General features: G+C 64.3%; 3 protein-coding genes. 1 reads left to right on the top strand and 2 read right to left on the bottom strand.

Annotation, left to right across the window (positions count from 1 at the left end):
* The coding region (locus VIQ49_RS22995; RefSeq protein ID WP_331888908.1) for an amino acid adenylation domain-containing protein at positions 1 to 9,469 on the top strand (9,469 nt) is incomplete at its 5' end.
* A 206-nt stretch (positions 9,470 to 9,675) separates the two neighbouring features.
* On the opposite strand, the gene VIQ49_RS22990 is transcribed toward VIQ49_RS22995, so the two are convergent.
* The gene (locus VIQ49_RS22990; protein ID WP_331888907.1) at positions 9,676 to 10,677 is read right to left on the bottom strand and encodes an ABC transporter substrate-binding protein; all 1,002 of its coding nucleotides are present in this window, start codon (positions 10,675 to 10,677) and stop codon (positions 9,676 to 9,678) included.
* A 158-nt stretch (positions 10,678 to 10,835) separates the two neighbouring features.
* Positions 10,836 to 20,003 carry an amino acid adenylation domain-containing protein gene (locus VIQ49_RS22985; RefSeq protein WP_331888906.1) on the bottom strand — a complete coding sequence of 3,056 codons (9,168 nt, stop codon included), beginning with the start codon at positions 20,001 to 20,003 and terminating at the stop codon, positions 10,836 to 10,838.
* Positions 20,004 to 20,006: the final 3 nt, after the last annotated feature.

Below are 20,006 nucleotides of genomic sequence, written 5' to 3'. Positions count from 1 at the left end.
GGCGCATCGGACCCCCGCCGAGACTGCTGTGGTGGCAGGCGATGTGCGGTTGAGTTTCGACGATCTCACCAGAGCTGCCGGCCGCTACGCCGCGGTCCTGATCCGGAGAGGGGTTCGGGTAGAAGACCGGGTGGCACTCTTACTGCCACGTGACGAACGAACGATCGTGGCACTTTTCGGGGTGTTCTTTGCCGGCGCAGCATATGTTCCGATCGACCCGGAGTATCCGGACGAGCGGATCGAATACATCCTGGATGCGGCGGCACCGAAGGTGGTGCTGACCACCGCAGACCATGTCGCCCGTGTTCCGGTGCGCAGCGGCTACTCCGTGGTCAGTCTCGACGCTGATGCGATACGCACTGAAATCGACTCTCCGAATGCAGTTTCGGTGGATCCGGTTCCGGTGATGCAGGACAATCTCGCCTACGTGATCTTCACATCGGGGTCCACCGGACGTCCTAAGGGAGTGGCCGTAGGTCAGCGGGGGCTGACCAACATGTACTTCAACCATGAGCGGAAGATCTTCGATCCCGTTGTCCGGCACCAAGGTGGACGACGGATGAAGATTGCGCACACGACCTCGTTCTCGTTCGATGCGTCGTGGGAGCAGCTGTTCTGGCTACTCAACGGACACGAGGTTCACGTCATCGACGAGCAGATGCGGAAGGATCCACAACTGCTTCTCGACCACTACGACAGTGAGCGCATCGACGGGTTCGACGTGACACCGTCGTACGGACAGATCCTCACCGAGGACGGGCTGCTGAACCGGCCGCGTCCCGCCGGGATGTCCACCGATGACACCGAACCCGGCGTGGTGTTCGTGTCTCTGGGTGGTGAGGCTGTCCCGGAGTCGCTGTGGACTGAACTCCGCGAGGCGCCCGGGGTGGAGAGTTTCAATCTGTACGGCCCCACCGAATACACGATCAACGCGCTCGGTGCGGACCTGGGTGAGAGTGCCACGTCCAATGCCGGCCGGCCGATCGACAACACCCGGGCCTACGTTCTGGACGCCAACCTGGCCCCGACGCCACCGGGAACAGCGGGCGAACTCTACCTCGCCGGTGCGGGACTGGCGCGGGGGTACTTCGCCCGGGCGTCTCTGACCAGCGAACGGTTTGTGGCCGACCCGTTCGACAATGGGCAGCGACTCTATCGAACGGGCGATCTGGTCCGCTGGCGTTCCGATGGCCAGATCGACTACCTCGGCCGCACGGACGACCAGATCAAGATCCGTGGGTTCCGTGTCGAGTTGAACGAGATCGCCGAGACACTTCGAGGTCATCCCGGGATCAATGCCGCGGTCGTGATCGCAGCCGACAAGGGCTCCGGTGGTGTACGCACCGACGTGCAGCTGGCCGCGTACTACACCGGCTACACCCCGTTGCCCGACAGCGCACTGCGCACAAGCCTTGCCCTGACCTTGCCGGCATACATGATTCCGGCGACCTTCACCCACCTCGATGCGCTGCCTCTGACCACCAACGGCAAGGTCGACCTGGCCGCATTGCCCGAACCTGCTCCCAGGTCAGATCAAGGCGCGTTACGGGCACCTGCGACCGACAACGAACTCCGGCTCAGATCGATCGTCGCCGATGTGATCGGTGCCGCCGATGATCTCGACTCGGTTGACATCGACGCGAACTTCGTTGATGTAGGCGTGGATTCACTGCGCTTGACCCGTCTGGCCTCGCGGATCAACGCGGAATTCGACCTGGGGCTGACACTGCGTTCTCTGATCGAGAATCCGTCGGTCGCAGAACTCGCCGCGATCATGGACGAGCCCGTCGCCGACATACACACCGGCAGATTGCGGGTGACACGGGTGACGCGGCCAGAAGTGATTCCGGCGTCCTACGGGCAGCAGTCGTTGTGGTTGATGGATCAGGTTCAGGGGCCCAGCGACCAGTACATCGTGCCGTTGGTGATCCCGCTTGCCGGTGTGGTCGACGTGAGCGCACTCGTGCCGGCACTGGGTGACGTGATTGCTCGTCACGAACCACTACGGACCCGGCTAATGCCCGACGAACATGTGGTTGTGCGGCAGCAGATCGACGAAGCCCTTCAGGCGTCGGACCGTCTGGGTGTCGAGCGTGTCGATGGCAGGGGCTGGGACCGATCGCGGATCGATGCGCGGCTTCGCGAAAGCATGCTGGTCCCGTTCGAGTTGAGCCTCGATCTTCCGGTCAGGTGCGTCGTCGTCGACACCGATCGCGGATGTGTACTCGGGATCAGCGTGCATCACAGTGCATTCGATGAATGGTCGGCACCGATACTGCTGCGCGAGCTGTCCGTGGCGTATCAGGCGCGGCAGAAGGATGCGATCCCGGACTGGGACCCGCTGCCCGTCGAGTACGCCGACTACGCCGTATGGCAACGCACACTTCTCGGAGATGCGTCGGACACATCGTCACTGCTGCACGCAGGCCTGGAGTATTGGGTCCGGACACTCGATGGTGCACCCGATCGATCCGGGATCCCGGCTGACGTCCAGGGGCCGGAATCTTCGGCGTGGACGGGACATTGGCGAGTTGATGTGATCACCGGAACCACTGCGCGGCGTCTCTTCGAGTCCGCCCGCACATGCGGCGTGTCCATGTTCATGCTCAGTCAGGCCGCCGTGGCCGTGGCTGTTGCTGCTGCGGGAGGGGGTGACGATCTGATCATCGGTACCCCCGTCGGTGGACGTATGGACGAGGAGTTGGAGCAACTGGTCGGATACTTCGTCAACACCCTTCCACTCCGCCATGACCTTTCCGGCCTGCCGACTCTCGGTGAAGTCCTCGGACGTGCGCGTTCGACAGTCCTCGCGGGTTTCGAGCACCAGGACGTTCCGTTCGAAGAGATAGCCCGTGCGGTCGGCAGGCGCAGCGGGGCGCACGCATCGATTTTCCAGACGATGGTGACCTACCGTGAAGAGCCGGGTGCACCGTCGGAGTTCGCACCGGGGATCAGTCTCGACGAGTCGGCGCCGATCACCCTGGCGACGCTGAAATCGGCTGTGGAGCTGTACATCACGGTGACCGATGATCGGGTTGTCATAACTGGTGGATACGCCACCGAGCTGTACAGTCCGGCTGCGGTCGATCGGTTTGTGGTCTTGCTGACGAAGGTGTTCGAGGCGTTTGCCACCGACACCGATCTGCGTTTGTCGGAACTGGACCTCATCACCGACGGTGACCGCAAGTTGCTGGAACGCTGCACGCACGGTCGTTCCGTCCCGCTGGAACTGCCAAGTCATCCGAGGACCCTGGTAGATCTGCTTCGCTACGCCGATCGCGACACGGCGGCGGTGGCCTGCGGAGATCGGAGTATCTCTGCCGGCGAATTGGATTCCCGTACAATGGCACTGGCGTCTGACCTCGTTTCACGCGGGGCGGGTCCCGGGGCAATCGTGGCCGTCGCGCTACCGCGGGGGATCGAGCTTGTCGTCGCGCTGCACGCTGTGGTGCGCTCTGGAGCCGCCTACTTGCCACTGGATCTCACATACCCATCCGACCGACTGTCCTTCATGGTGACCGATTCCGACCCCGTCCTCGTGGTCACCGATCGTGAATCTGCCGCGGTGGTCCCGGCTCCGCGGGAACGGTTGCTGTTCGTGGAGGACGCCCGGGGCACCGGCGACGTCGAACTACCCGTGGTCGAGCCACGGAGTCCGGCCTATCTCATCTACACCTCGGGATCGACCGGTCGGCCCAAGGGAGTTCTGGTCCCGCATGACGCGATCGTCAATCGCCTCGTTTGGATGCAGGAAGCGTACGGCCTGACCGCGGCGGACAAAGTACTGCAGAAGACCCCGGCGTCATTTGACGTTTCGGTCTGGGAGTTCTTCTGGCCCTTGGTCCACGGTGCATCGATCGAGGTCGCACTCCCTGGACGGCACGGTGATCCGGGCTACCTGGCGGCACTGATCCGGGACAGCGGTGTGACCACGGTTCACTTCGTGCCGTCGATGCTTGATGCGTTTCTCGCGGATCCCGGAGCCACGACCTGTCGTGGCCTTCGGCGGGTCATCTGCAGTGGTGAGGCATTGCCGGTGTCCACCGCCCGCAGATTCGCCGAGGTGCTTCCGGGGGTTCGGCTCGACAATCTGTACGGTCCCACCGAAGCTGCAGTGGACGTGACCTGGTGTGAGGACGTGCAGACGGCAGACGTGTGCGCCACCTCCGTGCCGATCGGTATGCCGGTGTGGAACACGGGTGTTCACGTACTCGATGAGTACTTGAGGCCCGTTTCCGTCGGGGCTGTGGGCGAGTTGTATCTGAGTGGCCGCCAGCTCGCGCTCGGGTACTTCGGTCGCTTCGACTTGACTGCCGGTCGGTTCGTGGCTGCTGATTCCGGTGAGCGCTACTACCGCACGGGCGATCGTGTCGCCTGGAACGAAGCCGGATACCTCGAGTTCCGTGGCCGGGTGGACGATCAGGTGAAGCTACGCGGATTTCGGATCGAGCCCGGGGAGATCGCTGCGGCGCTGACCCGGGCGGGCGCTGACTCCGCGGCAGTACTGGTCCACGGTGATGTACTCGTCGGCTACGTGACGGGAATCGACGGACCCACCGTCCGGGCCGCCGTGGCTGCAGATCTGCCCGCGCACATGGTGCCGCAGGTGGTGATGACTCTTCCGTCGATGCCGGTGACAGCGAACGGGAAGCTGGATCGCAGGGCGCTGCCCGCGCCGGAGTTGCGTTCGGGAACCCGAGATCTCACCACGGACACCGAGCGCGCGGTTGCCGATGCCGTGACATCTGTTCTCGGTGTGACCGGCGTGGGCGCCGACGCGGATTTCTTTGTGCTGGGCGGACACTCGCTCTCGGCGATCCGGCTGGTCAATCGCATCCAGGGCAGTCTCGGGGTGAAGGTGCCCCTGCGGGCGGTCTTCGACGGACCGACCGTTGCCGAGATCGCAGCGGCAGTCGAGACCAGCGGAGCAGGTGTCGAGGGCCCGGACCTGACGCACGTCGTCCGCCGGCCCGAGGACATCCCGCTGTCATTCGCGCAGCAGCGGATGTGGGTGCTGTATCAGGTCGAGGGCCCGTCACCGACATACAACGTGCCGCTGGTGTGGACGCCGCCTGCCGAAGGTCTCGACATCGAAGCGCTGCGTGCGGCAATCGGCGATGTGGTCCGTCGCCACGCGACGCTGCGTACGGTGTTCCCCTCGATCGACGGCCGCGGAGTGCAGCGTGTCGAATCGCCTGATGTTCAGGTTCCGTTCGAGCACAGACGAATTGAGAGAAGTGAGCTCGAAGTCAGTGCGGCCGCTGCCATGCGGCACGCGTTTGGGCTGGATTCGGAGATCCCGATCCGGGTCAGTGTCTTCGACTTCGACGGCGATCAACTCGTGTTGCTGGTGATCCATCACATCGCAACGGATGAGTGGTCCCTGGGGCCTCTCACCAAGGACCTGAGTAGTGCTTACGAGGCACGCTGCAACGCGAGGGTGCCGGACTTCTCATCGCTGCCGATCGACTACGTCGACTACACGTTGTGGGAACGCGGGCGCATCGGTGACCGGGATGACCCCGCTGGACTGGGTGCACGCCAACTGAGCTTCTGGTCCGACACCTTGGCCGGCGCGCCTGCCGAGATGAGGCTTCCGCAGGACCGGCCCCGACCGGCGCAGATCAGTTATCGGGGTGCGTCGGTGCCGGCCGGGCTGGATGCGCGGCGGGCACGGTTGTTGCAGGCGGTGGCGGAGCGGCACCAGATCAGTGTGTTCATGTTGGTACACGCTGCCGTGGCGATCGCACTGCAACGCAGCGGTGCCGGCGCGGATGTGGTCCTCGGTACGCCGATCTCAGGGCGACGCGACGAGCGACTCGAGGATCTCGTCGGGTTCTTCCTGAATACCGTTGTGCTACGGGTTGATCTCTCCGGAGACCCGTCGATAGGTGAGGTGTTCAAGCGGGTTCGCACCGCGGATCTTGCCGCGTTCGACAATCAGGACGTCCCGTTCGAGCACGTGGTCGACGCCGTGGGGACACGACGAACGATGTCGATGCACCCGTTGTTCCAGGTGATGGTGGTCTACATAGGCGCCGCGGGTGGGGCCACGGCGGCCACCGAACACACCGGCTGCGCGCAGATCGATCTCGCCTCCGGCACGGGCACCGCGAAGTTCGATCTGTCCTTCGATTTCGCGGAAGACCGGTCAGGCGCGATGACCGGAGTCGTCGAGTACGCGACAGACCTTTTCGACGAGCGCACCGTGACGGCAATCGTCGACCGTCTGCACCGGGTGTTCGATGCGATGATCGATCATGCCGACCGCTCGATCGGCGGTATCGACGTGCTGGGACCGGAGCGGGCGCTGGTTGCCCGTCCGCCGGTACCGGCTTCCGTCGATGCTGCTGTGCCGCTGACCATTCCGGCCTTGTTTGCGCAGAGAGTGCAGATCGATCCCCACGCGGTCGCGGTGATCGATGGCGACGCTGCGTGGACCTTCGCCGAGCTCGACGGGCGGGTCCGCCGCGTGGCGGCCCGGCTGCGAGAGATGGGTGTCGGGAACGAAGCCCTCGTGGCTGTGTGCCTGCCGCGTGGAGCGGACTACGTGGCTGCGGTGTTCGGTGTGCTGACTGCCGGCGCGGCGTACCTGCCGGTCGACCCGGCATTGCCGGCCACCCGGATCAACGCAATGGTGGACGACGCCCGCCCGGCGGTGGCGCTCGTCGACAACTCGACCCGTGCCGGGATGCCCGCGGACGTACCACACCTCGGTGTGCGAGACATGTTCGCGGACAACGACCCGGGCACCATCGACGCTCCCCTGCATCCGGACAATCGAGCGTATGTCGTGTTCACCTCGGGGACGACGGGGCGGCCCAAAGGTGTCACCGTGAGCCATCGCGGTCTGGCAACCCTCTACCATTCGCACCGCAGGATGCTCCACGACACCGTGGTGGACCGGACCGGACGTGACCACCTCCGCGTGGGCCATGCGTGGGCCTTCTCGTTCGACGCGTCGTGGCAGCCGCTTCTCTGGATTCTCGGGGGCCACGCCATCGACATCGTGGACGAGGACACTCAGCGCGATCCCGACCTGCTGTTGGACCGGCTGCGCGAGCAGCGATGGGACTTTCTCGAACTGACGCCTTCGTATGTCGCGCAATTGCTCGACCGGGGACTCGGAACGCATGTACCCATCGCGATGGTGGGTTTCGGTGGTGAGGCGGTGTCGGCATCGCTGTGGTCGCGGTTGCGTTCACTGCCTGCAACCGAGGCGGTGAATCTGTACGGACCGACCGAGTCGACAGTGGACGCGATGGTGGCCTCGGTGGCCGATTCCGACCAGCCGGTGATCGGTCGTCCGGTTGATGGCAGCACCGGCTATGTTCTCGACGAACGGCTGCGTGCGGTTCCGGTCGGAGTCGAGGGCGACTTGTATCTCGCCGGAGCGGGTTTGGCCCGTGGATACCTCGATCGCCCGGCACTGACCTCGGAACGGTTTGTCGCCGACCCGATCGGGGGTGGCCGGATGTACCGGACCGGCGATCGTGCGCGATGGACTTTCGACGGGCTGCTCGACTATCGCGGGCGCAGTGACAATCAGGTCAAGGTCCGAGGTTTCCGGATCGAACCGGGCGAGATCGAATCAGTTGTGAAGACACTCGACGGGGTTGTCGACGCGGTCGTCGTGCCACACGAGACTGACTTCGGCACAACCCAACTCGTTGCCTACGTGGTCATCGACAAACACGTTGATGTCCGCGCCGACACCATGCGGGTGCTGCCGGACTACATGGTCCCGGCAGTTGTCGTCGAGCTCGATCGACTTCCGCTGCTGTCGAACGGCAAGCTCGATCGCAGCGCACTTCCGGGCCCGGCCGAAGCGACCGGGGGTGCGGAACCGTCCACGGACGTCGAGCGCACGTTGTGCACGGCGGTCGCAGATGTTCTCGGATTACCGAGTGTTGGTGCTGATTCGGACTTCTTCGAGCTCGGGGGCGACAGCATCGTGGCGATGCAGCTGGTGAGTGCGGCCCGAGTCCGCGGCTTGAAGATCTCGCCGAAACACGTATTCGCGTGCCGCACGGTCATCGAACTCGCGACAGTTGCCGAACAGGTCACCGGTTCGGGCCCGGCCGACATCGCAACCGGGAGCTGTTCGCTGACACCGGTTATGCATTGGCTACGAGACGTCGACACCGTGGCTCCTGGCACCACGGACGGCTACAACCAGGTGGTGACCCTCCGAACGCCGGCGGATTTCGACCCGAACACCCTGGTTGATGCACTCGCGGCCGTGGCCGATCGGCATGACCTGCTGCGTGCTCGCCTGTGTGTGGACGGCCCGGACCGGAGTCTGACCATCCCGGACTCGGTGGACGTATCGTCCTGGCTGGACCGGCGAGTGTTCACCGGTGACTGGGCCGGAGACCTGGAAGATGCTGCACTGCACGCACGTTCGCGGCTGGACCCGAAAGCGGGCGCGATGGTCGTGGCGGCCTGGCTCGATGCCGGACCGGTTCGATCAGGACGGCTGATCTTGATGGCGCACCACCTCGTCATGGATGGTGTGTCCTGGCGGATCCTGGTGCCGGATCTCTTGGCCGCCTATCGCCGGCTCTCGGATGGGGATGAAGTGGTACTTCCGGCACGAGGAACAGCGTTCCGGACCTGGAGCGCATTGCTCGCGGATCTTGCTGTGACGAGAACGGACGAGCGCTTGATCTGGGAGGACATGGTCCGCGATGCCGACCCGTTGCCTCTGTGCCGTCCCCTGGATCCGTCGATCGATGTGGTCTCGACCGTGGCGACGACGATGAACGAGTCAGAAGCAGAGATCACGCAACACGTGCTCGGTGAGGCGCCGAAGACCTATGGCGTGGGCGTGGGCGATCTGATGACTGCGGCACTGTCGGCGGCGTTTGCCCATTGGCGCCGGCTGGTCTCCGACGTGCCGGAAAGTCTGGTCACCTCGACCGTGATCGATCTGGAACATCATGGACGTGAAGAAGAACTCGGCGACGTCGATCTGTCGAGGACGATCGGCTGGTTCACCGCGATACATCCGCTGAGACTGGAAAGCAGTGCGGCCGAATACACGGCGATCATCGGCGGGGATCGGACCGCGGCGATGTCGTTGGTGAATCGGGTGCGGGGGAGAATGGACACTATCGCCGACAACGGGATCGGCTACGGGATGCTCCGTCATCTGCATCCGGAGCGTCCTCTCGCCGGGATACCGCAGTCTGCAGTGGAGTTCAACTATCTCGGCAGGTTCACGGAACTGCAGGAGGGGGACTGGTCGTTTGCCGAGGACGGAGCCGCTGCCGATGTCGGTCCGAACCCTGACATGCCGGCCGGTCATGCGCTTGAGATCAATGTCCGGACGTTGGATACGGCGGGTGGTCCGAAAATCTACTCCAGTTGGCGCTACCCCGTCGGCGTCGTGGCCGCTGACGATGTCCGGGTACTCGCCGATGCGTGGCATCGCGCTCTGACTGCGATAGCGAAGGCCGGTCTGTGAGATGAGATCATGCGGCGGGGCGACGTCGTGCGGTCCGGACGCATCCTCGACGTGACGCGCAGGACGCAGTCACGACTCAGTCCCCGGGATTTCCTGGGGACTGAGTCGTGTGTTCAGAGCTGATCAGCGTACCGGCCCCGCACCGGATGTCTTTTGAAGACAACGGGTTCCGCTATCGGTACGGCGGTCCGGTGATGCTGGAGTGCCTACTGGCCGGCCTTGTTCAGCGCCGATGCCTCGAGGGTGGGTACGGTTTCGTCCATGAGATAGGTCAGGGCTCCCGGGGCCGGGAAGGTTGCGGCGTTGGCCATGGCGGGGTCACCGAGGATCACGGTCCCGTTCTTTGCTGCCGGAAGATCGGCGAAACGGCCGTCTCCCTCGAGCTTTGCCTGGTCGGCTTCGCTGAACACATACGCAAGCAGTACGTCAGCCGAGAGTTGATCCAGGTTCTCAGGCGAGAGTGGTGCGTCGGTGTAGCTTCCCTGGGTTTCACCGGGTACGAGACCGAGCAGTGCCAGCCAACCGCCGGATCCGAACTGATAGCCGGCTTCTCGAACGGCCACCGAATTGTACGTCTTGCCTTCCAGTTGCGCGACGCGTTCTTTGTTCGCTGCGACCTGGCTGTCGAAATCGGCCAGTGCGGCGTCGACTGCTTCTGTCTGCTGGGTCAGTTCGCCCACGGCCTTCATATCGGCTGTCCACTCGGTGGCGGCGCTTCCATCGTCGGTACTGACATAGGTCGGGGCGATCTGGGACACTTCTTCGTACATGTCTTCGGGAATGGTCCACGTGTGAGCCAGGATCAAGTCGGGCTGGTAGCTCGCGATGGTCTCCAGGCTGGGTTTGAACTCAGCGGTTACCAGTTCGGGTGCCACCTTGCCCTCGTACTTCCCCGCGAGCCATGGGTAGTTGCTGTCGAAATCGGCGGCGGGAATGGAGCCGGTCGCGAAGGCAACCGGTTGGATGTCGATTGCGGTCAGCATATCGACGTACGAGGGTGACATGACGAGGATGCGTTCGGGTTCTTTGTCGATGGTGACCGGACCGTAGGCGCTTTCGACGGTCACCGGGTAGTTCGAGCTGCCGGCTGAGCTGCTCTCGTCGTCGGATCCTGAGTCGTTGCCGCCGCAGGCGGTGAGAGCTAGCGTTGCCGCGAATGTGGCGGCGGCGAGCGCTGTGATTCGTCTCTTGCGTGAGACCCTGATCATGGATGAGCCTTTCATTTCACTGTGCTTCGGCAGCTGATTTCGCTGTTCGTGCAATACTCCAGAAGCCGTGCAGCGCTGGAGCGATCGGCGCAGGTAAAAGCGCGGCGACGTAGCAGTCCATGCGTTCATGGCTAAGGTTAGGCAAGCCGAAATCTATCCTATTGACGCTGGGCCGCCAACCCCCTCGGGGGCGCGAGCTGTGACAACTCCTCGTGCCAGGCCCCGACCAGACCCTCACCGAGACCGGCTTCGGTCGTCGTCACCTCCAGATCGACCGCGTCGTCGTCGATGCGATAACGGCCGACGATGGAGTAGAAGTTCTCCGCACCCTCCAGATGCGCCGAGTTCACCTGTCGGCCGAAGCTCTGGGTCAGCAGGACGGTTGCGTCCGCGGTTGCCTTCAGTACGCGTCTGCCGCGACGATGGTTGTACCGCACCAGCGGATACCAAGGACGATCCGCGATTTCAATGAGCTGGTCGGCGGTCCGCGGACATGTTGTTGTCAGCCAACCGATCGTGTGGTCGGCAGCCATCTCGTCGGCAAGGAACTCTCGTTGATCGACCTCTACATCGACAATGGGATGCTGCAATGCCGCTGCCGCATGGCAAGCCCTTGTAAAGGCCTGTTCGATCTCATCGTGGTGGAACGAACCCGGCAGCGACACATGTGCCACCACGGTGTCGGGTGATGACTTGTGCTCTGCGGCGGGGCCTTCTGGTAGAACGGGAGCGATCCTCTCCAGCGCGGCATCGCCTTCCGCTGATCGTGCCCTGTTTTCGAGTAGGGACGCGACGTCGACGATCGACGACGTCGGCCGATTCACGGCGATGGCCCCGGACTCCAAGACCGAGGTGATCCCGAGTGCGACGAGGTGCACAGATCTGCGGTCTGCCACCGCGGCATGGACACCGACGATCAGATGCCGGCCGATGAGTGACTCCACCAGTGCGACATGGAGGTTTCGGCCCTCGCGCGGATCTATCCGGCTGCAGACCACCCTCCACGCGGTCTCGAGTGCGGCGTCGCGGGGTTGCCCTGACAGATCGTGTACCGACGTCATCGCTTCCACGGACCGCGCCGACGGGGGCAGAACCTCCATCGTCCACAGGAGCCGGTTCTTGTCGATCAGTCTTTGCCGTAGTGAATCATGTTGTGAAAGTGCTGAATACACGATGCCGGACAATTGTGAGGTGTCGGCCCCGTGGGTGTCGTCGAGGTCGACCACCTCGGTGAGAACGAATTGGTCGAGAGGCACGCCGGATAGACGGAGGCGGTGTTGGTTGGCCATCGGTGCGACCGCCTGTGGCGTCAGTGAATCGGCCGGCGACATGCCTTCCGGCAGTGCCCGAACGGTGTTCGCCATCGATTCGAGTTCTTCGTCGAAGAGTTTTGCCAGATCCTGCAGGGTGTCCGCCGTGAAGCTGCGGTCACCGGTGAGCGTGATCTCGAGTGCGGCGGGCTGCTGGGACCTGCGGACGACGATGTCCACACTCAAAGCGTGCGATAGCGGCGTGTCCGGTGGTGACGCACTGATGAACCGGGGCAAGAAGTCCGGTGACGTCCAGGGCGACGCGTGGTCCGCGTCGGGTGCAGATGTCTCGTCGTTGAACCTGAACTGCACATCGGACCGGGGCAGATCTGCGAACTGCGAATCCTCGTCGAGATCACGCAGCACGCCGTAACCGATGTCATCGGCAGGCCCCGCACTCATCGCGGCGTTGGCCGCGACCAGGGCGTCCAGGCCCTTCAGCGCGGAACCGTCGTCTGTCGAGGAATCGGTGGCGATCGGGACAGCGACGGGACGCAGCGTTGTGAACCAGCCGACCGTGGTGGCCGGCACCGGACCGGCGAGAGCACCGGAGCGGCCATGACCCTCGACGTCGATCAGGAGACCGGGGGTGGCGGTCATCAATTGTGCTGCGCGCCAGCGTTGAACGGCCGACGCGAGGCCGGCCAGCAGCACAGTACTCGTCGAAAGACCTCGTCGTGGGGGGTCGGAGACCAGACTCGTGCGCAGGTCGCTGGGGAGGGTGGCATGGATCGAATGCTGATCACGGACCGTGGTCGGTTCAGCCGGCGGGTTCATCGGGGCCGCCGCCGTGAGTACCTCGATCCAGTGAGCCGTGTCCTGCCGAAAGCGCTCGAGTGTGTCCGGGGCGTTCAGTAGTTCCAGCCAGGTGAGGAACGACGTGTCGGTGTCGTGCTGCAGGTCGTCACGTCGGTTGTACTCCGCCGCGAGGTCCGCGATGAGGACATCCCACGAGGCATGGTCGACCGCAAAATGATTGGCAGTCCACGCCAGGACGCCCGGACGCGGCTCGCGATCGAAGTAGGTCATGTTCGTCAGTGATCCGGAGGCGAGATCAAGGGCATCGGCCCGCTCCTGCTCGACGGCGAAGACGTGTTCACGGAGATCGTCGTCGCTCAGCGAGACGGCACGGATGGTGCGAACAAGTGGGTCGGGATGCTGGTGCGGTACATGACTGATCGTGGGTTGCCCACCGCTGGTGCCCACGGTCAGTGACAGTGCCGCGTGACGCTTGATGACTACGCGCAAGGACCGCTCCAGCCGGTCCGTGTCGAGGTCGGGCGGCGCAGCCAGGAACAGGGTTTGCCGGAATGCCGATTGGTCGTTCCCGCCGAGCAGTTGCCGGTGCATGCCCGGAGTCAACGATGTCGGGCGATGGGGCACGGCAGGCGTGATGTGTGGGTGTGAGGTGTTTTCGGATTCGAGCGGCACGGAGACCTGTGCGAGGGCCGCGACGGTTCGGTGAGTGAAGACATCCGGCGCGGTGATGACAACTCCCATCCTGCGCGCCTTTCGGACCAGGGCCAGGGCAGAAATGCTGTCCCCGCCGAGGTTGAAGAAGTCATCGTCGGCCGTGATCCGGCGCAGGCCGAGTACCTCGGCGTACGCCTCGGCGAGGCTGTTCTCGGTAGGGGATGCCGGATCGCGCCCGGCGCCGGGCTCCACGTCATGAGTCGGGTCCGGTAGCGCTCGCCGGTCCAATTTGCCGTTCGTCGTGATCGGTATCGCCGGAATCTGTATCAGATGGGCCGGAACCATGTGGGCCGGCAACACGGTCTGGAGATGGGTCCGAAGGTCGGCACCGGACATCGTGGCCGTTGCTGATGGGACCCAGTACCCGACGAGGTACTGGGTGGACGCGCCGTCGTCATCCCGGTCGCGGGCGATCACCGTTGCCTCGGAGATCGCGGGATGCGCTTCCAGTGCGGAGCGGATTTCGTCGAGTTCGATGCGGAAACCGCGAATCTTCACCTGCTGATCGGCCCGGCCCCGGTATTCGAGAACGCCCTCGTTGCTCCACCGTGCCAGATCGCCTGTCCGGTAGAGGCGGAGCGCCGGATTGGTGTCCCGGAACGGGTTGGCGACAAATCGTGATGCCGACAGAGACGGGCGATTGAAATACGCTTCGGCCACTTGCGGTCCCGCGACATACAGTTCGCCGGTGGCGCCGGGGGGTGTCGGTCGAAGACAGGCGTCGAGGACGAATGTCGACAGGTTCGGCAAGGGGCGCCCGATGATGCTCGCGGCGCCCTCTTCGCCGACCGACAGCCGATGCACCGTGGTGTGGACGGTCGTCTCGGTGATACCGAACATGTTGAACATCCCGATCTCTGTATCAGGTTGACGCTCTTGCCATTCGGTGATCTTGCGATGATCCAGTGCCTCACCGCCGAACACAATCGTCCGCAATGCCCCGGGCGGACCATCGGTCGGGTCGTGCTCGGAGCGGATGAGGGAGTAGAAGGCGGACGGTGTCTGGCTCAAGACGCTCACCTGCTCATCCCGGAGCAACTGGCCGAACCGGGACGGATCGCGTGCCGTGTCCTGGTCGACGACCACCAATCGGCCGCCGTGCAGCAGCGCGCCCCAGATCTCCCAGACCGAGAAGTCGAACGAGTACGAGTGGAACAGGGTCCAGACATCCCGCTCGGTGAATCCCATGGGTGCCGTGGCGGCAAACAGCGCAACGATGTTGGCATGCGTGATGACAACGCCTTTGGGCATGCCGGTGGACCCGGAGGTGTACATCACGTAGGCGGTGTCCGATGGCCCGTGTGGCCGGACCAGTTCGTCCGGGGTGAGAGGTACACCGCGGAGGGGGATGTCGCCGTGATGTCGAGTGCCGGCCTCCTCGAACGTCACCACCGGGACGGTGGTCAGCTCCTGGGCGACACCTCGCTCGGCTTCACCCATCACGAGCACAAGGGAGGGTGCCGAGTCGGTCAGCAGGTATGCGATGCGATCTGCCGGATATGCGGGGTCAACCGGCACGTACGCGGCGCCGGTCGCCAGTACGCCCGTGATCGCGACAATGAGTTCAGGAGACCGCGGGGCCATGATGGCCACGCGCTCGCCGGCACCGATGCCGTGTGTGATCAGACTGCGCGCCAGTCGATTGCATGCTTCTGAGAGGCGTTGGTACGTCCAGGTTTGTGTCCCGAGATTCATCGCGACGCGTTCAGGCATCTGATCACATCGTTGTGCCAGCAACTGGTCGAGGGTCTGGGAGGGCACGGGCCGCGTCGCGGCGGACGACCACTGCCGGATCCGGAGTTCGTCGCCGGAAGACAGGGAGGCCAACTGTGAGATCCGCCGGTCCGGATCATCGGCAATGGTCGTCAGGACGCGCTCGAGGGTGTCGAGGAGACGCTGCGCGGTCGACTCGTCGAACAGCTCCGTCGCGAAGATGAGGGTGATCGTGAGTTCTTGGGCCATGGACTCCTGGAACTCGAACTCCAGATCGAACTTTGAGGCCGTGACAGGAGTGGGGACGAACTCGGCGTCGCTCTCGCCGAACCGAAGTGGTGTCGCCCGCGTCCGGTAGACCGCCATGGTCTGGAACAGGGGATGGCGCGCCATCGACCGCTCGGGACCGAGCGCATCCACCAATCTTTCGAAGGGCAGGTCCTGATTGTCGAAAGCGTCGAGCACGTTGTGCCGAACCCGGGACAGCATCTCGGCGAGAGACGGATCCCCATGTAGATCGTTCCGTATCACCAGTGTGTTGACGAAAAAACCGATCAGGTCACCCAGGTCCGGGTGGCCCCGGCCGGAGATCGGGGTGCCGACAGGTATGTCGAGACCACTTCCGTTGAGATGCAGAGCAATTGCCACCGCCGCGTTGGCTGCCATGTATTCGGTCACCTGAAGTCTGCGGCAGGTGTCCTTGAGAGTCGTCAACGCCGACGAGGGGAAGGTCCGTGTTATCGAGGCCCCGATGTGATCAGGGATCGCCGGCCGCGTCCTGTCGGTCGGTAGCGGGACTTCTTCCGGTATGCCGGTCAGCTTCTCCTGCCAGTAGTTCAGTTGCCGCTCTGCGACGGTGGTCGTCGACGCCGTGGTTCCCGTCGAAAGCCTCTGCCAGGCGGCATAATCCGCATACTGAATCGGCAGCGGGTCCTGGTTCGGGGCCATGCCGGTGGCCCGGACTCGGTACGCCTGCTCGAGGTCGGAGAAGAGGATCGGTCCGGACCACTGGTCGAATGCGATGTGGTGCACGGTGATCGAGAGAATGTGCTCACCCGTGTGAAGTCGTAGTAGAGCGGCCCGGATCGGGTGCTCTCGATCGAGTTCAAAGCGATGGTTCGACTGTTCGGTCAGGAAGTCCTGCACCGAGACATCGGACTCCGACGTCTGCGAGAAGTGCACATCGATGTCGTCGGCCGGTTCCACGATCTGGATGACGCCGCTGTGCTCGGTGTCTTCGAACCGGGTCCGGAGTACCTCGTGTCGGGCAGCGAGATCGGTCAGTGCTGCTGCCATGGCCGCTGAATCGACAGGACCGTGGATTCGGAACGCCAGGGCGATGTTGTAGACCGGCGATGGCCCGGCGACCTGATAGAAGAACCAGAGTCGCTCTTGCGCTGCCGACAGCGCCAGGTGCTCAGGACGGGGCTCGGCGACGATCTCGGCGGGCGATGGGCCCGACACCACGTCCCGTGCGCGCACCGTCGAGAGGCGCTCGATCTCGGCTGACAGCAGCGCAACCGTCGGGGCCTCGAAGACGGATCTCATCGTCACACCTGATTCGAGAGCCGCGTTCAGGTGGGCGACGAGCCGGGTTGCCGACAGCGAATGGCCACCGAGGTGAAAGAAGTTGTCGTCACCATCGACCGGGCGCGCCGCCGGGAGCGCGAGGACATCACGGAATGCGGCGGCGACATGCCGTTCGGTGTCGGACAACGGTCGCTGCTCACCGTGACGCTCGACGGTGAGATCGGGCGGCAGCAGTGCCTTGGTGTCGATCTTGCCGTGCGCGTTGACCGGAAGACTCTCGAGTGGGACGAACTCCGACGGGATCATGTATTGCGGCAGGTGCCGGGCCATGTGCTCTCGGAGTTGCTCAGCGGCGACGTGTGACTCTGCTGGGGCGCCCGTGGCGAGTGTGTAGAACGCGGCCAGATAGGTGGTCATCTCATCATCGGGATCACGCCTGAACGTGACGGCAACAGCGGATTCGACGGCGGGGTGTGCTTCGAGCGCGACGCGCACCTCGCCCAGTTCGATCCGGAATCCGCGGAGCTTGACCTGCTGATCGGCGCGTCCGAGGTATTCGAGCTGACCGAGGTGATTCCATCGGGCCAGGTCTCCGGTCCGGTAGAGCCGGCCCGAATCGCGGAGGTCGTCCGACCCGGTGCGCAGCGGGTTGGCGACGAACCGCTCGGCGGTGCGGGCCGGCCGATCGTGATACCCGGTGGCCACCTGCACGCCGGCCACATAGAGTTCGCCGGTGACCCCCGGGGGAGTGGGGCGAAGGAACTGATCGAGGACGTAGACCGAGGTATCGGCGACCGGTGACCCGATCGGGACTGTGCCGGAGGCGGATTCGGTGTCCGCAGTCAGGTCGGTGGCACTCTGTGCGGTGGCGTCTCCGGTGACCTCGGTCGAGCCGTAGAAATTGAGGATCTGGGCGCCGGGAACTGTGCGGCGCAGGGTGGCCAGCGTTGTGTTGGTGAGTGTTTCGCCGGAACAGATCCATCGCCGAATGCTCGACAGGTGTTCTCGGGCGGCCGGTGCGGTCGCGAGGGCGTGTGCGAGCGCCGGAACGGTGACCAGATCGGTGACCTGGTGTCTGCTGATCTGCTCGATCAACAGGCCGGGATCATGGGCGGTGTCGGCGTCTGCGACAACTACAGTGCCGCCGCGGATCAACGCGGCCAGGAGTTCGGTACTGGCGTCGATGAATCCGATCGCCGATTTTGCCATGAACACCCCGCCGGTCCCGGACTCGCGGGCCTGCCATCGCAGGCGGGCGGCGATCGCCGACTGGGAGATGAGTACGCCTTTGGGCCGACCGGTGGATCCAGAGGTGTAGATCATGAGTGCGGGGTCATCGGCATGGATGCCGCGATCCCGCTCCGAGCTCGCCAGCACGCTGTCATCGCGATCGCGAAGGGCCGTTCGCGTGCCGGGATCGTCGACCTCGATCACCCGTCGTCCGCCGTCGTGAGCCGCCTGCAGGGCGGCCGAATGCTGCTCGCGGGCCTGCGAGTCGGTGAGCACGATGACGGGATCAGAATCCGCGATCAGGTGGGCAACGCGCTCTGCCGGGTACGTGATGTCGACGGGAACATACGCGGCGCCGGCCCGAATCACTGCCGCCAGGGTGACCGGGAGCGTCTCGTCCCGCGACATCATGACGACAACACGGTCCCCGACCCGGGTTCCCATTCCGAGCAGGTGCCGCGCCATCTGGTTCACCCGGGCATCGAATTCGCGGTAGGTCAGCGAGTTCTCACCGAACCGGACGGCGATGCGGTCGGGTGCGGTGCGGGCCTGTGCGGTGAGGAGCTCTCCGACATGAGCGTTCGCCGGAATCGTTGACCCGGTCGCGTGATCCCCCCGAGACCACCGATCGATCAGTGCACGATCACCGGCGGTCAGGGCCATGAGTTCCCGGATCGGGGCCTGAGGTCTGTCACCGATGGTGACCAGGAGTTCTTCGAGGTAGTCGAGCATCCTGGTGATGGTCCGCGCTTCGAAAAGGTCTGTGGCATAGGTGGCCTCGACGTCCATCCGTTCACCACGGAGGAAGACCTCGAGGGCCAGCGGGAGTTGCGCGCTGTGATTGTCGACGCGCGTCCATCCGGTGGAGCAGCCCGGAAGGGCCGGACCCTCGATGTCCTGCGTCAGGAACAGCAGCATCGCCTGGAAGAAGATGGGCCGGCCCAGGGCGCGAGGTGGGTTGAGTTGCTCGACGATCCGGTCGAAAGGGTAATCCTGATGGGCGAACGCTTCTTCGGTGATCGTCCGGACCTGCTGCACGGTCTGCGCGAACGAGCAGTCCATCCGCAACCGGGCGCGCAGTGCCAGTGTGTTGCCGAAGTTCCCGATGAGTTCTTCGAGCCCTGGGTCGTCGCGGTTCGCGACCGCGGTACCGACCGTGACGTCGGTGGAATCCGAGAACCGGGCCAGCAGAAGATAATAGGCCGTCAGGAAGACGGTGTAGGGGGTCGTCCCCAATTGCTTGGAGACGGTGATGAGATTGTGCGCGCAGCGGGGATCCATCCGGCGATCCACGCGGGATCCGCGCTCGGACAGGACCGGAGGGGCCGGCTTGTCGGTCGGCAACGCCAGCGGCGGGGGTGAGGGCTCGAGCTGACCCTTCCAGAACCTGAGCTGTTCGGTGTCGTCGAGATCGCGGAAGCGTGCCTGCTCCCAGTCTGCGTAGTCCGCGACCTGCGTCCGTGGTGTGCGGCGTTCGCCGGCGGCGTCTTCGGAGATCAGCTGTCGGTAGGTACGCTCGACACTTCTCGCCAGCGCAGCGAATGTCATTCCATCCCAGGCGATGTGCTGAACTGTCAGGACAACTGTCACAGCGTTGCCGGTGGTTCGGACGAAGGTGACTCGCATCGGTCCTTCGCGGGACAGGTCGAAGGGCGTGCGCGAGTCTGTGAGCGCCAGGGTCTGCACCGCGTCGGCGGCCGCCTCCGCACCCAGATGTGTCAGGTCGTGTCGATCGACGACCAGCGGCATCGCCTCGTGAATTCGCTGATAGAGGCTGCCACCGTCGTCGTGGAAGGTGGTTCGAAGTGATTCGTTGTGACGCGCCAGATCTTCGAACGCACGCACGAGCGCATCGTCGTCGACCTTTCCCGTGAAGTGCAGGCACAAGCACACGTTGTAGGCGATGCTGTCGGGATACAACTGCTGGTGCATCCAGATCCGGCGCTGCGCGAACGACAGTTCTGCTCGGTGCCGGTCGGCCCGCTGCGGGATCTGTGCGCTCGTGTCCTCGAGGCCCGCGGCTTCGATCCGTGCCGACATCAGTGCCTGTAGATCATCCAAAGACGTCACGCT

This window comes from Williamsia sp., from assembly GCF_036566845.1.
Lineage (GTDB): Bacteria > Actinomycetota > Actinomycetes > Mycobacteriales > Mycobacteriaceae > Williamsia.
This window is presented reverse-complemented; position numbering and strand designations above follow the sequence as displayed.

Coding starts and splice junctions, on each gene's coding strand:
- VIQ49_RS22990 (WP_331888907.1), bottom strand. CDS start 10,677: ATGATCAGGGTCTCACGCAAGAGACGAATCACAGCGCTCGCCGCCGCC.